This window comes from Bifidobacterium vansinderenii (assembly GCF_002234915.1).
Lineage (GTDB): Bacteria > Actinomycetota > Actinomycetes > Actinomycetales > Bifidobacteriaceae > Galliscardovia > Galliscardovia vansinderenii.
On record NZ_NEWD01000020.1, the window covers coordinates 1 to 14,634 of the forward strand.

General features: G+C 61.9%; 10 protein-coding genes. 9 read left to right on the forward strand and 1 reads right to left on the reverse strand.

What is annotated here, in order from left to right; all coding sequences use genetic code 11:
- Nucleotides 1-33: 33 nt before the first annotated feature.
- The gene (locus Tam10B_RS12970; protein ID WP_143248599.1) at nucleotides 34-414 is read right to left on the reverse strand and encodes a hypothetical protein; all 381 of its coding nucleotides are present in this window, start codon (nucleotides 412-414) and stop codon (nucleotides 34-36) included.
- A 317-nt stretch (nucleotides 415-731) separates the two neighbouring features.
- On the opposite strand from Tam10B_RS12970, the gene Tam10B_RS07680 reads away from it, so the two are divergent.
- The 9 genes from Tam10B_RS07680 (at nucleotide 732) to Tam10B_RS07720 (ending at nucleotide 14,568) form a co-directional block, all read left to right on the forward strand.
- Nucleotides 732-3,347 (forward strand): Spy0128 family protein, encoded by a 2,616-nt coding sequence (locus Tam10B_RS07680; RefSeq protein WP_158214164.1) that lies wholly within the window; start codon nucleotides 732-734, stop codon nucleotides 3,345-3,347.
- Nucleotides 3,348-3,745: 398 nt separating this feature from the next.
- Complete coding sequence (locus tag Tam10B_RS07685) at nucleotides 3,746-5,590, forward strand: AMP-binding protein (protein WP_093960669.1); 1,845 nt, start codon at nucleotides 3,746-3,748, stop codon at nucleotides 5,588-5,590.
- Between the two features lie 61 nt (nucleotides 5,591-5,651).
- Entirely contained in the window at nucleotides 5,652-5,876 is a 225-nt protein-coding gene (locus Tam10B_RS07690) for an acyl carrier protein (RefSeq protein WP_093960670.1), read from the forward strand.
- Between the two features lie 429 nt (nucleotides 5,877-6,305).
- Nucleotides 6,306-6,965: an ABC transporter ATP-binding protein gene (locus tag Tam10B_RS07695; RefSeq protein ID WP_093960721.1), complete on the forward strand. Its 660-nt coding sequence runs from the start codon at nucleotides 6,306-6,308 to the stop codon at nucleotides 6,963-6,965.
- Between the two features lie 7 nt (nucleotides 6,966-6,972).
- Nucleotides 6,973-10,293 carry an FtsX-like permease family protein gene (locus tag Tam10B_RS07700; protein ID WP_093960671.1) on the forward strand — a complete coding sequence of 1,107 codons (3,321 nt, stop codon included), beginning with the start codon at nucleotides 6,973-6,975 and terminating at the stop codon, nucleotides 10,291-10,293.
- 15 nt (nucleotides 10,294-10,308) lie between these two features.
- Entirely contained in the window at nucleotides 10,309-11,847 is a 1,539-nt protein-coding gene (locus tag Tam10B_RS07705) for a condensation domain-containing protein (RefSeq protein ID WP_093960672.1), read from the forward strand.
- Entirely contained in the window at nucleotides 11,844-12,455 is a 612-nt protein-coding gene (locus Tam10B_RS07710; protein WP_093960673.1) for a 4'-phosphopantetheinyl transferase family protein, read from the forward strand. The genes Tam10B_RS07705 and Tam10B_RS07710 overlap by 4 nt, the downstream gene beginning before the upstream one ends.
- Nucleotides 12,452-13,696 carry a hypothetical protein gene (locus tag Tam10B_RS13395; protein ID WP_198947560.1) on the forward strand — a complete coding sequence of 415 codons (1,245 nt, stop codon included), beginning with the start codon at nucleotides 12,452-12,454 and terminating at the stop codon, nucleotides 13,694-13,696. Before Tam10B_RS07710 ends, Tam10B_RS13395 begins: the two co-directional genes overlap by 4 nt.
- 47 nt (nucleotides 13,697-13,743) lie before the next feature.
- Nucleotides 13,744-14,568, forward strand: coding sequence for an SDR family NAD(P)-dependent oxidoreductase (locus tag Tam10B_RS07720; protein ID WP_093960674.1), 825 nt, complete (start codon nucleotides 13,744-13,746; stop codon nucleotides 14,566-14,568).
- Nucleotides 14,569-14,634: the final 66 nt, after the last annotated feature.

Here is a 14,634-nt window from a genome sequence, read left to right on the forward strand (position 1 = left end):
GTCGGAGATGTACCACCGTCTCAACAACCGCCACTAAAAATATTGCGGTGATGGAGCGTCATCGGCACAGTGGAAGACTCGACGTACCATTTGTACGCCTTCGCCTTCCACTGCACCGATGCCGCACGCATCACCACAATATTTTTGGGTAACAACTGAATAACGAGTTATTCGGTTGTATTGCCTGATCGGAGATGGATCGGTTTCTTCGATCGGGCAAAAACCGGATGTCGAAGTCAGTGCTTCGGTGTTCGGATGAATCTGAGACGGTTGCCATTCGGCTGATGACGGATGACGACCGGCAAAGATCTCCTTTGTGGGTGTGCGATGACATTTTGTCGCCGCACACCAAGCAGTAGTTATTCTCTTTCTTTTCTTCTCTCCTTCCTTCCCAAAAGGGCCGCTTCCAATCACGGAAGCGGCCCTTTTTTCTTTCCGTATGCGTTCCGTCCTCGATCGAACATCGGCCGGGCCCAAGCGAATCGACTGTCAGGCAAACAGTTCGTGATAGTTCGGTGAAACAGGGTGTGATACGGGATTCGTCGAATACATGCGATCCCAATACATCGTCAATATTCAGTGGGTATTTCACCGCGATAGGGGGAGTGTTGCGGGGGCTACAGACCTGCTACACGGTTGGTTAGCGTGATGCATTGAACTATCTCCATAAGACCATCGATATTCCAATGAACTTTCTGGAGATGCAATCGGAGAATCTAGGGAGCATACACATGACAGTCCTGAACAAGGCCGGACTGCGTAAGGTCGTCAAGACGGCCGTCGCCGCGGTCGTCTCGGTCGCCACGTTCGGCACGCTGGCCGTGGCCGGCGCCGGAACCGCCGTGGCCGACGACAGTCTCACCCTGCCGCAGCCCGCAAGCTCGAAAACCGTCACCCACAACAACGACGGCACCTACACGATGACGCTGAGCGTCACCGGCAAGACAGCGCAGAACAGCACCGTAAAGACCGCGCCGACCGACATCGTGCTCGTCGTCGACAAGTCCAACAGCATGAGGGGCGACCGCTTCACCACCGCCAAGAACGCCGCTACCGGCCTGGCGGACAAGCTGCTCACCGCCGACAACGCCAAGTCCGGCGTGGTGCGCATGTCCGTCGTCACGTTCGACACCAAGGCGCAGAACGCGACGAACTGGACCACCAGCGCCAATGATGTGAACGCCGCCATCGGCGACCAGCCATACTATGCCGACCGCTACAGGGGTGGCACCAACTGGGATGACGCCCTCGAGAAGGCCAACGCCGCGACCGCCCGCACCAACGCCACCAAGTACATCGTGTTCCTGTCCGACGGCCTGCCCACCTACCGCAACGACGCCCGTTACGGCATCGCCGGTAACGGTCAGGATGACGAAGACGGCCGCAACTACGCCGCCGCCCTCGCCGAGGCCAACAAGCGCGGTAACGCCGTGCTGTACTCCGTGAGCGCCGCCAGCGAAGCCAACGACAACATGCGCAGGCTCGCCAACGAGACCAAGCCGGCCGGCACCTTCTTCGACGGCAGCAACTCCGCCAAGCTCAACGACGCGTTCAACAGCATCTACGACAAGATCACCTCCACCGCCGCCTACAGCAACGTCGTGGTCAGCGACAAGCTGTCTGACTACGTGACCTTCGCCGAAACCAACGCCGACGGCACGCCCGCCTTCACCGCCACCAAGGGCGGCAAGGCATGGGCCAACGCGCCCAAGCCCACGGTCGACGGCAAGACCATCACCTGGAACCTCGGCTCCACCGAACTCGAGGCCGTCGAATACCAGCTGTCCGTGAAGCTCAAGCCCACGCAGGACGCCTACGACCAGGCCGTGAAGAACGGCAAGGAATCCACCCTGCCGTCCAACGACGACGCCACCGTGAACTACAACGTCGTCACCAAGGTCAACGGCCAGCCTGGCAAGCCGCAGCCCGGCACCCCGGTCAAGCTGCCCGCAGGCACCATCACCGTGCCCGTGTCCAAGGTGACCATCAACAAGGTCTGGGCCGGCAAGGAGCCCAGCACCAACAGCCTCGACGTGACGCTGCTCAAGGACGGCAAGGACTACCAGACCGTCACCCTCACCAAGGCCGACAACTGGACCAAGACCGTGATTGTGCCCGCCGGCACCGACTCCCACACGTGGACCGTGGCCGAGCCGAACGTCGCCGAAGGCTACACCGCCGTCATCAGCGGCGACAACGGCAAGAAGTTCGCCGCCGGTACCGCCGACAGCGCCACCATCACCGTGACCAACACCTACGAGGCCAAGCCCGCCACCCTGAACGGCAAGGACAACCTCAAGGGCACCAAGGAATTCACCGGCCGCGCCGACAACGCCTGGCTTGAAGGCGACAAGTTCGACTTCGCGCTCGCCGGCGCCGACGACGCCACCAAGGCCGCCGTCAAGTCCGGAGACGTGAAGCTCGGCAACGACACCGCCAGCGTGACCGGCAAGAACGGCGAATTCAGCTTCGGCGACGTCACCTTCGCCAAGGCCGGCGACTACGCCTTCGCGATCACCGAAACCAAGGGCAACATCGCCGGCGTGACCTACGACGGCCACGCCTACACCGTGAAGGTCAAGGTGACCGACAACGGCAAGGGACAGCTCGAAGCCAAGGTCGACTCCACCAGCGGCAGCAGCACGTTCAAGAACACGTACGCCGCCAAGGCCGTGACCTCCGGCGAACTGACCGCCAAGAAGACGCTCAAGGGCGGCGACCTCGCCGACCAGCAGTTCACCTTCACCGCCGCTCCGGAAACCGCCAAGGAATCCGAGGCCAAGGATTCCGACGCCAAGACCGCTCCGGCGTTCACCAGCGCCACCGCCAAGAACGACGCCAAGGGCGTGGTGAACTTCGGCACCGTCACCTTCGACAAGGCCGGCACCTACGCCTACACGGTGAGCGAGAAGAACGACGCCCAGAAGAACATCAAGTACGACGACTCCACCTACACCGTGACCTACACGGTGACGGACGACACCAAGGGCTCACTGAAGATCGAGAAGACCACGATCGTCAAGAAGACCGCGGACAACACCGCCGAGGCCAAGGAGATCGCCTTCGCCAACCAGCAGGGCATCCCCGCCACGCCGCTCACCCCGGCCACCCCGGTGAAGCCCGACGACGGCAACAAGCCGGAGACCAAGCCCTCCACCCCGTCCACCACGGAGCAGAAGACCCAGGCCCCGGCCAAGCAGCAGGCGCAGCAGGCCAAGAAGGCCCAGCCCAAGCAGCTGAGCCGCACCGGTGCCGCGGTCACCGGCGTGGCGATCGCCGGTCTGATCGTCGCCGTGATCGGCGGAGCGATGCTCATCGCACGCCGCCGCGAGATCAATTCGCTCTGATCCCTGATCTCTGACCGCTGATCACTGAGGACAAAAGGCTTCCCCATACGGGGAAGCCTTTTTTGTACGCCTACACGTCCAATCCTGTTCGCATCATGTTCGCTGTATCCCCCTATATGAACACTTCATTAATTTCTGTCCCCCTTATGGTCATGTAGTAATTCTGGGAATTACATGAATAGGGGGTGAAAGTCGTTATCAAAACGTTTGATGCGGGGTAACGCTGTTTCAACGGGGGAATTCTACGGATTTCGGTACGAGGAAAGTGGGGGATGACACCGGTTCGCTGAGAGAATACTCTTCCACACAGGAATACGAGGCATATGTGATGTGGTGGGCATCAGACGGGTGCATGGAGCATATGTGCGTTCCAGTAACCGAGGGGAGTCTCAACAGGAATGAAGCGGTACTACAGAATTCCCAATCTTTCGAAGATCGAGAATCTTCGAGATGCCATCAACTATGCCAAGCGTAAATACGCCAGCAAGATCGCCTACCGTCAGATCGAAACGCCGATCTACGAAAGCGCCATCACCTTCCGTGGCTTCGCCGACAACATCAACGCGCTCGGAACCGCACTCATGAAGCTGCCCGAACCGTTCGGCGCGGATCCGAAGCCGAAAGACGGTCGTCCTGCCGATACCGATGACGCCGAACAGGCCGCTCCCACACTGTCCGGTGCACATATCGCACTGATCGGCGGCACGTCCATCGAATGGCTCACCGCCTTCTTCGCCACCGTCAATGGCGTGGGTTGCGCCGTGCCGATCGACCGGCTGCTCGACCCGGACACCATGGTCGGACAGTTGGACTTCGCCGACGTGGACGCCATCTTCTGCGAGGGATCGTTCCTCGCCAAGCTCCAGCCGCTGCTCTCCCGTCTGCCGAAGGTGCGTGCCGTTGTCGTGATGCGCGGCACCGGTACAGCCGTCGACCTGCTCAAGCGACTGGCCGCGGAGGATCACGATCGCGACTACTACGCCTACACCAGGCTCATCGCCCACGGCCGCTCCCTGATGCGCGCGCACGACACCGTGTTCACCAACGCTCCCATCGACGCCGACGCCATGAGTCTGCTGGTCTTCACGTCCGGCACCACGGGCGCCAACAAAGGCGTGATGCTCTGCCATCGCAACATCGTCACCGTCATGAAGGGCGCACGCCAGCTCACCACCTTCCGCCGGACCAATCTTTCCGTGCTGCCCATCAACCACACCTACGAGCTCGTATGCAACATCATCTGCTCGATCTGGGAGGGCACCACCGTGGCCATCAACGACGACCTGCGTCATGTGGCCCGCAATCTGGAGCACTTCGGCCCGGAGATGTCGAGCATGGTGCCCATGATGCTCGACCTGCTCGTGCGCAAGATCACCATCGAATCCAAGCGCAACGGTCTGTGGGACCACCTGCAGTACGGCATCAGGGTGAGCAACGCGCTGCGTCTGATCGGCATCGATCGCCGGCGCAAGTTCTTCAAGCCGGTGCTCAAGGCGCTGGGCGGCAACCTGTCCATGGTCGTGTCCGGTGGCGCGCCGCTGGCTCACGAGACCGAATCATTCCTTGACGCCATCGGCATCGACGTAAAGAACGGCTACGGCATCACCGAATGCGCGCCGCTCGTGGCATCGTGCGGCGACTACTTCCGCAAGGCGGGATCGGTCGGCCATGTGATTCCGAACATCGAGGTGCGCATCGCGAACCCGGACGAGCACGGCAACGGCGAGATCCAGGTGAAGGGCGACAACGTGATGCTCGGCTACTACAAGATGCCCGAGGACACGGCCGCCGTGTTCACCGACGACGGCTGGCTGCGCACCGGCGACCTCGGCCACGTGGACAGGGACGGCTATATCTTCCTCACCGGCCGTCTCAAGAACCTCATCATCCTTGCCAACGGCAAGAACGTGAGCCCCGAGGACATCGAGGACCACATCATGCACGATCTCGACTATGTGCGCGAATGCGTGGTGTACTCCGACGAGGCCGGCACCGGCATCTACGCCGTATGCTTCCTCGACGACGACGCGTGCGAAAAGCTCGGTCTGCACGACGAGAAGTCGCGGCACGACCATCTCATGAACGACATCCGCACGTTCAACAAGTCGATCCCCTCATACAAGCGCATCGCCGACGTAAGCATTGCCGACCACGAGTTCGAGAAGACCACCACGCAGAAGATCCGCCGGTTCAAGGTGATCGAAAGCATGCGCAGGAAGCGCCGCGGCCGCAACGACAGCTGAGACGACGAGACGAACGGAACACGGAAGAACACAGAAGAACACAGAAAGAAGGATTCAGACGATGTTTGAGAAAGTACGCACGATGCTGTTGGAATACGTGGACGTCGATCCCCGGACGATCACGCCGGAGACCGAGTTCCTCAAGGATCTCAAGGTCACTTCGTACGACATCCTGACGATGGTCGGCGAACTGGAGGACGAGTTCGGCATCAGCATCGGCGATGACGAGCTCAAGGACATGATCACCGTGGGTGATCTGGCGAAGTACCTGTCGGACAACGTGTGAGCCGACGGCGAGAGAACGAATGAGATGATTCCGCGCGGGCATGAGGCTCGCCTGCGGAACCGTGAAATGCGGAGGGCATGAAGGATAACCATGGATACACCGATCGAGGATGTGAATGATCTGGGAGTGTTCGCCCAGAACGGTGCGAACGCTCCGGCCGGGGAGGCCGGCAAGGGTGGCAGACACCGCCGTCGCACGGCGTCGTCGTCCCGTCCGCACGTGACGGTCAGCGACGCGCCGACTGCGATTCCTGTTGTGCCCAAGACCCCGACCGTGCCCGCCGTCGATCCGATCGCCACGACGCGGACGGTCACGGAGCCGATCGCACGTCCGGAGAACGTCACCGATCCCATTCCCGCAACGACCCCCAATACCGACGGCGACGATCATGCGTTCATCGAGTTCGACCATGTATCGAAGACCTACACGATGGGCGAAACCCACATCCAGGCGCTCGATGACGTGAACTTCCGCATCGACAACGGCGAATTCGTGATCGTGGTCGGCGCGTCCGGCGCCGGCAAGAGCACCATCCTCAACATCCTCGGCGGCATGGATACGCTCACGTCCGGCAAGGTGTTCGTCGACGGCAACGAGGTGAGCACGTACAACGACAAGCAGCTCGTGCTCTACCGCCGCTACGACGTCGGACTCGTGTTCCAGTTCTACAACCTGGTGCAGAACCTCACCGCGCGAGAGAATGTGGAGCTCGCCACGCAGGTGAGCCGCGACCCGCTCGACGTGGACGAGGTGATCGACGCCGTGGGACTCAACGACCGCAAGGACAACTTCCCCTCGCAGCTTTCCGGCGGCGAGCAGCAGCGTGTGGCCATCGCACGAGCCCTGGCCAAGAACCCCAAGCTGCTGCTGTGCGACGAGCCCACGGGTGCGCTCGACTACAACACCGGCAAGCAGATCCTCAAGCTGCTGCAGGACTATGCGCGCCGCAGCAAGATGACCGTGATCATCATCACGCACAACTATGCGCTCACCAGCATCGGCGACAAGGTGGTGCACGTCAAGAACGGCCACATCGAGTCGATCGAGCTCAACGCCCATCCGATGAACATCGCGGACGTGGAGTGGTAGGCCCGACATGACCAAAGCGCTGCTGCTCGATTTCTGGCGGGAGATCCGCCATTCGGCGAACAGGTTCTTCTCGATCCTGCTGATCGTCGCCATCGGCGTGGGCTTCTTCGCGGGCCTCAAGTCCGCCGCGCCCGACATGAAGCACACGATGGACGGCTACTTCGACCAGTCCAACATCGAGGACATCAACGTGATGTCCACGCTGGGACTGACCGACAAGGACATCAACGCCATCCGCAAGACCGAAGGCGTTCAGGCTGTCCAGCCCGGCCACTTCACCGACGCGCTCACCAAGGAGAACGGAAGCCAGCTCGTCTTCCGCATCCATGGTCTGCCCACCGGAACCAGCACCATCAACAAGGTGACCCTGGTCAGCGGACGCATGCCCACCAAGGCCAACGAGATCGTGATCGAGGACAGCGCCAACTACGGCCGGAGCCTCAAGGTGGGCGACAAGCTCACGTTCACGTCCGGCACATCCAAGAAGCTCACCGACGGCACGCTGTCCACCGACACGTTCACCATCGTGGGCCGTGCCATCACGCCGTACTATCTGACGGTCGAAAAGGGCACGTCGCAGATCGCGGGCAAGTCGATCAACCTGTTCGCCTACATACCCGACGACACGTTCACGGTGAAAGACGACAACGGCAACCCGATCTACACTCAGGCGTCCGTGACCGTCAAGGGCGCCCGGGAACTCAACGCCTTCGACTCCAAATACGACAAGCTCGTGGGCAAGACCGAGGACTCGCTGAACAACATCGGCTCCGACCGTGCCCGCGAGCGCGGCAACGAGGTGCGCAACGCCGCCCAGCAGAAGCTGCAGGAGTCGCAGGACGAATACAACAAGAAGAAGGCCGAGTACGATCAGCAGATCGCCGACGCACAGAACAAGCTCGACGATGCGAACGCCCAGCTGGCGAGTGGCGACGCGAAGCTCGACGGTTCCAAGGAGAACTATCAGCTGAAGAAGGAGAACGCGCAGCTGCAGATCCAGAACGGCCAGCAGCAGCTCGACTCCGCCAAACAGCAGATCGAATCCGGTCAGGCGCAGGTGGATGCCGGCCAGCAGGCGTATGACAGCCTCAAGCAGCAGTACGACAGTCTGAACCAGCAGATGGGCCAGGCCACGGCCATGACCCAGTGGATGCAGCAGCAGATGGATTCCATGAGCGGCAATCTCAAGGATCTCAACGATCAGATGTCGAAGCTGCCGCCGGATCAGCAGCAGCAGATGAAGCCGATCATCGACTCGTATCAGAAGATGTATGATCAGCTCTCTCAGCAGAAGTCCGCGCTTGATCAGACCACCAAGGGCGTGCAGCAGCTGCAGGGCTCGGTGCAGGGCGCGTTCGACTCGGCGGCGGCCCAGCTGCAGGAGGGCAAGGATCAGCTCGCCCAGGCGCAGCAGGAGTACCAGCAGGGTCAGGCGAAGCTGGAGGCTGCCAAGAAGCAGCTCGCCCAGGCGGATGCGAACGCGAGCAAGCAGTTCGCTGATGCGAAGGCCAAGCTCGATCAGGGCAAGTCCGAATATCAGAAGAGCAAGGCCGACTTCGAGACGCAGAAGGATGACGGCGCGCAGCAGCTCGACGACGCGAAGGAGAAGCTGATCGCCGCCAAGTACCGCATCGACACCCTCAACAATCCGAAGTGGTATGTGCTCGACCGCAATGCGAACGCCGGTTTCGTGAGCTACAAGAACACGGTGGATCGTGTGAACGCGATCTCGCAGATCATCCCCGTGTTCTTCATTCTGGTGGCCGTGCTGGTGTGCATGACCACGATGGCCCGCATGGTCAGCGAGCAGCGCGGCGTGATCGGCACGTACAAGGCGCTCGGCTACGAGAACAACGCGATCGCCATGAAGTACGTGCTGTACGTGGTGGCGGCGAGCGCGGTCGGCGGCATCATCGGCGCGATCGTGGGCGCGTGGACGTTCCCCGAATCGGTGTACAAGGCGTGGGCGGCCATGTATCGCCAGCCGCCGCTGGTGCACGGGTTCCATCCGCTCATCATCCTCACGAGCCTGCTGATCACGGTGGGCGCCATGGCGCTGGTGTCGTATCTCACCTGCCGCAAGGAGCTCAACAGCCAGGCGGCCACGCTGATGCGTCCGAAGGCGCCGAAGATCGGCAAGCGCATTCTGCTCGAACGCATTCCCGCCATCTGGAAGCTTCTCAACTTCTCGCAGAAGGTGACGGTGCGCAACCTGTTCCGTTACAAGCGTCGTCTGATCATGACGATCGTGGGCATCATGGGCTGTACGGGTCTGCTGGTCGCCGGCCTGGGCATGAACGATACGATCGGTTCGGTCGTGGCCAAGCAGTACGGCAAGGTGTTCGCCTATGACATGTCGGTGTCGATCGACCAGACGGCGACCGATGCGCAGGTGTCGGCCATCTACGATGCGCTCGACGGCAACGGCGCGGTCAAGTCGTACACCCGTGCCGGCGTGGGCAGCGTCAGCATCAGCAACGGCGGGGACGACGAGACCCTGGCGCTGTATGCGGTCAACAAGCCCGACTCGTTCGCCGACTACATCCGTCTTGACGATCCGTCGACCGGCAAGACGATCCATCTGACCGACGATGGCATCGTGCTGACGCAGAAGCTGGCCAAGAATCTCGGCGTGACCACGGGCGACACCGTGGCCGTACGTGATCCCGGCGGCATGACCAAGCGCATTCCGGTCACCGGCGTCACCGAGAACTATGTGTTCCACTACGCGTACATGAGTCAGAAGTCGTATGCCAAGTACTTCCTCGAACAGCTGCCGCCGAACACGCTGCTCATCAAGTTCAACGACAAGGCGACCGCACGGCAGGAGAGCAACCTGACGAAGGCGTTGCAGAACAGCGCCGGCGTGACGTCGGTGACGTCGTACACGAAGGTGGCCGACGAGTTCCGCGATCAGATCAAGGCGATGAACAGCATCGTGCTGCTCATCATCGTGTGCGCGGCCCTGCTGGCGTTCGTGGTGCTGTACAACCTGACGAACATCAACGTGTCGGAGCGCATCCGCGAGATCGCCACGATCAAGGTGCTTGGTTTCAAGCGCGGCGAGGTGGCCATGTACATCTACCGCGAGAACCTGCTGCTCACCATCATGGGCGCGGTGCTCGGCCTGCTCATCGGCAGTGGCCTGCACCGGCTGATCATGCAATCCATCGAACAGAAGGACGTGACCTTCGGCTATGTGATCTCCCCGTGGAGCTACGTGTGGTCGTTCCTGCTCACCCTGCTGTTCTCCATCATCGTGATGGCCGTCATGTACCCGAAGCTGGTGCGCATCCCGATGGTCGAATCGCTGAAGAGCGTGGAGTAGAAGAGAGGTATCCCAATGACGTCTCCAAATGCAAACGAACACGACGACGGTCTGGAAAGCCGCACCATCGACGGCGTAACGTACTATCCGCTCACGCAGTCGCAGAACCTCATGTTCTACAACCTCAAGTACAGCTTCCGCAAGCAGGTCGTGAACATCTGCAGTCTGGTGGATCTGTACGACGAGCTCGACGAGAAGCGTCTCGTGCAGGCCGTGTATCTGGCCATGATGCGCATCCCGTCGAACTCGGTGCGCATCCATATGATCGACAAGCGTCCGTGGCAGTACTTCGCCGACGACGTGCCGCACGACATCGAGATCGTCGACATGAGCGAGCGTACACAGCATGAGGTCGAGGAGTACTGCGACGGCATCGGTTCCAAGCCGTTCCCCGACGGCGGCAACGACGTGCAGCTGTACCGTGTGCGGATCATCCGTCGTGCGGGAGGGCTGTTCAGCCTGTACTACTGCGTGAGTCACGTGGTGTTCGACGCCTACTCGCTTATGAGCTGCCTGACCTACACGTTCGACATCTACCAGTCGCTGTGCGACGGCACGGCCCTGCCGGACGAGCCGTATTCGCCCCTGCCCGCGTACAAGGCCGATTTCGCGCAGCAGAAGGGCGAGCGCTACCAGCGTCAGGCGCAGTGGTGGAAGAAGCATTTCGCCACGGAACCGCATTTCACGTCGGTCAACGGGCTCAAAGGCAAGGAGTTCATCAAGGGCGAGCACTACGGCGTGACCCTGCGCCTGTGGCAGACCAAGGGCGGCATGACCGACTATCGCATCGACCGCCGGCTGGTCAAGGCCCTGCGCGACTACTGCGAGCGTACGCATCTGCCCCTGCAGGTTCCGTATTTCGTTGCGTTGCGCACGTTCCTCGGCCGCATGTCCGGCACCGACGACGTGATGTTCATGAACGCGGTGGCCCGTCGCGCCACGCTCGCGCAGAAGCGCGCCGGCGGCACGATGGTCAACGCGGTGGCGCTGCGCACCGTGATCCCCGGCTCCACGCCGTTCGCTGACGCATGCGGGATCTTCCTGCGCGAGCAGATGGACGCCTACCGTAGAGCGAACGTGGCCACAGCCGACATCCTGGAGGCGCTGCGGCAGAACTTCGACCTCAAGCCGTGCCGTGGATACGCGAGCGTGAGCACCACGTTCCAGCCGTATTTCAACGGAGACCTGCCGGTGCGGTTCCGTTTCCGCAGGCGGCCGAACGGCGCGAACACCATGCCGCTGTACATAAGCATCATGCCGTTGGACGCCAGCGGCGACCTGTGGGTGAACTACGAGTACATCGTGGGATACGTGGAACCGGAATCGATACGTCGACTTCACCGGTTCCTGCTCGCGTTCCTCGACGAGGTGGCGAAGAACCCGGATCGGACGATCGACCAGATCGCCACGGTCGCGCACGGTCGCGCGTCGGCCATGCATCTTGAGACGCCCGAGGATCTGCCGTACGAGATCGCCATGCAGGGTGCCGAGTCGGCCGGTGCGGCGGATGACGGGCGGATCGCGGAAACCGCCGCGGAGGGCGAGTCCGCATGAGGACCGCGTTCGAGGCCGTGGGCCTGAGGCAGGGCCGGGACAGCGTCGCCTACGGGACGATGCTCTCCCATCGCGCCCATGCGCTGGCTCTGGGACTCGTACGCGCCATGAGCGGCGATGATCACGCCCTGATCCGCAAGGACGGACACGGCCGGCCGTATGTCGTGGACGGAACCGCGGCGCCGGCCGCTGAATCGCCGGACTGGTCGGTCAGCATCTCGCACGCCGACGGGCTGATCGCCTGCGCCGCGCATCAGGGCGGCCGTGTGGGCATTGACGTCGAGGAGGTGCGCCGACCTACCGCCGGCGTGCTTCGACATTGTTTTTCCCCTCGCCAACGCGAGGAACTGCGCGACATCGCCGGGAACGACGATGCCGATGCGTGCACCGACATGATCGCCGAACGGGCGACCATGCTGTGGACGCTCAAAGAGGCTTACGGCAAATTCACAGGACTGGGACTCGCGGACTGTGTCGCGATACGCGCGTGCGAGCCTGGGTTCTGCCGATGCCGTGGGCTGGCGGTCGCACAGACACGACACGTGCTGAACGGCCGCCAGTATTGGTGTTCAGTTGTATTTCCAAGTAAAGAAGGAGAAAGGAAATGAGCAAGTGGAGCAAGGCCCTCATCGGCTCGATCGCCGGTCTGGCGATGCTGGTGCCGGTGAACGGTGCCGCATTCGCCGCCGACGGTGACGCCGCGGCCGATCAGACCCAGACTCAGACGACGGAGCAGTCGAACCAGTACTTCGATCTTTCGAAGCTGTTCGACTTCTCCTCCAACAACCAGGATGGCGACACGTCCGTCGCGTCCATCCCCGCCACCAGCGAGGAGCGCGCCCGCCTGCAGGCCGAGGTTGACAAGGACAAGGCCATCGACCTGTCCAAGTACCAGGACAACCTGCACAAGACGATCTTCCAGCAGCGTCTGGCCCACGCCGAAGAGGTGCTTGCCGACGCCAACTCCGGCACAGCCCGCGTGAACGTGGCCTACGATCTGCTGTACAAGGCGGCCGACCGTCTCGACCCGATCGCCGGCGAGCCGAGCACCAAGCCCGACCAGCCCGGCACTCCGGACAAGCCCGGCCACGGCGACTCCGAGTCCTACACCTACACGTTCGTGGTGTACGATCCGGCCACCGGCAAGAAGGTGCACGAGGAGTCCAAGGACTTCAAGGCCGGCAAGAAGGTCTACGTGCCGTTCAACACCAAGCTGTCCGCGCCGGCCGGCTACGAGATCGTCGGCTGGGCCGACGAGTGCGGCCGCAGCTACGACGCCGATCTGACCGGCGTGTTCTCCACCGCCGACACCACGCTCGTCGCCCTGCTCGCCACCATCAACAACAACGGTGGCAACAACAACGGTAACGGCAATGGCAACGGTAACGGCAATGGCAACGCCAATGGGAATGGCAATGCCAACGGCAATGGCAACGCCAATGGGAATGGCAATGCCAACGGCAACGGCAACGCCAATGGAAACGGCAATGGCAACAACAGCGGTAACAACAACGGCAATGGCAACGCCAGCGGCAACACCATCATCGTGAACCGCGACAACAACGGCAACGTGATCATCCCGTCCTGGTGGACCAAGAACCCGACCACGAACGGCACCAACACCCCGTCCAAGCTTGACAAGACCACCACGCCGACCAACGGCAAGAAGTCGACCACTCCGTCGTCCTCCACGCCGAGCGCGTCCGAAGGCAGCCAGCTGGCCAGCACCGGCGCCGCCATCGGCACCGTCGTGACCGTGATGGTCGTGCTTGCCGCGGCCGCCGGCGCCATGTTCGCCCTGCGTCGCCGCAAGCTCGCCGACTCCCTTCGTGCCGGCGACGAGCACTGACCGGTCCGAACGATCGTCATCCTTGAGAAATTGAATCGAGGCATGCAATGAAGAAACCATTCGAAGGACGTTTCGCCGGCAAGGTGATGATCCTCACCGGCGCCGCGCTGGGCATCGGCGAAGCCACCGCCCTGCGCGCGGCACAGGAAGGAGCCAAGCTCGTCCTTGTCGACAAACTCGAGAAGGAAGGCGAGGACATCCTCCGCCGCGTCAAGGACCTCGGAGCCGAAGCCGTATTCCTGCATGGCGACGTCTCCGAGGAGAGCACCTGCCGTGAGATGGTGGAACTGGCCGTCAGCACATTCGGCCGGCTCGACATCGCCATCAACAACGCCGGCATCATGGGCCAGCCAGGCCGCATCGTCGACGTCACCAAGGAGCAGTTGGACCACACCATGGCCAACAACTTCTACTCGGTGTTCTTCAGCTGCAAGTACGAGGTCATCGAATTCCTCAAGGAGAACCACGGCGGCGTGATCCTCAACGTCTCGTCGATCGCAGGACTGACCGGACTGCCCGGCAATCTGCCGTACAGCGCGTCCAAGCACGCGGTGAACGGCCTGACCAAGAACGTGGCCATCGACTACGCCAGCAAGGGCATCCGCGTCAATTCGATCAACCCGGCAGGCACCACCACGCCGCTGACCAAGGCCGCCTACGAATACGTCAAGCGGCACCGCGAGCAGGCGATCGCCGCCGGTATGGACCCCAAGGAGGCCAACTCCATGGCTGGTCTGAAGCGGCGCTCGCTGATCGACCGCGAGGCCGACCCGGACGAGCAGGCATCCGTGATGCTGTTCCTCGTCTCCGACGACGCCTCGTTCCTCACCGCGGAGACCATAGCCTCCGACGGTGGCTGGACGTCGTTCTGACGGATCGGCCGTCATAACAACGCCAAGGGGCGCTCACGAAGTTTTTCGTGAGCGCCCCTTTTGCGT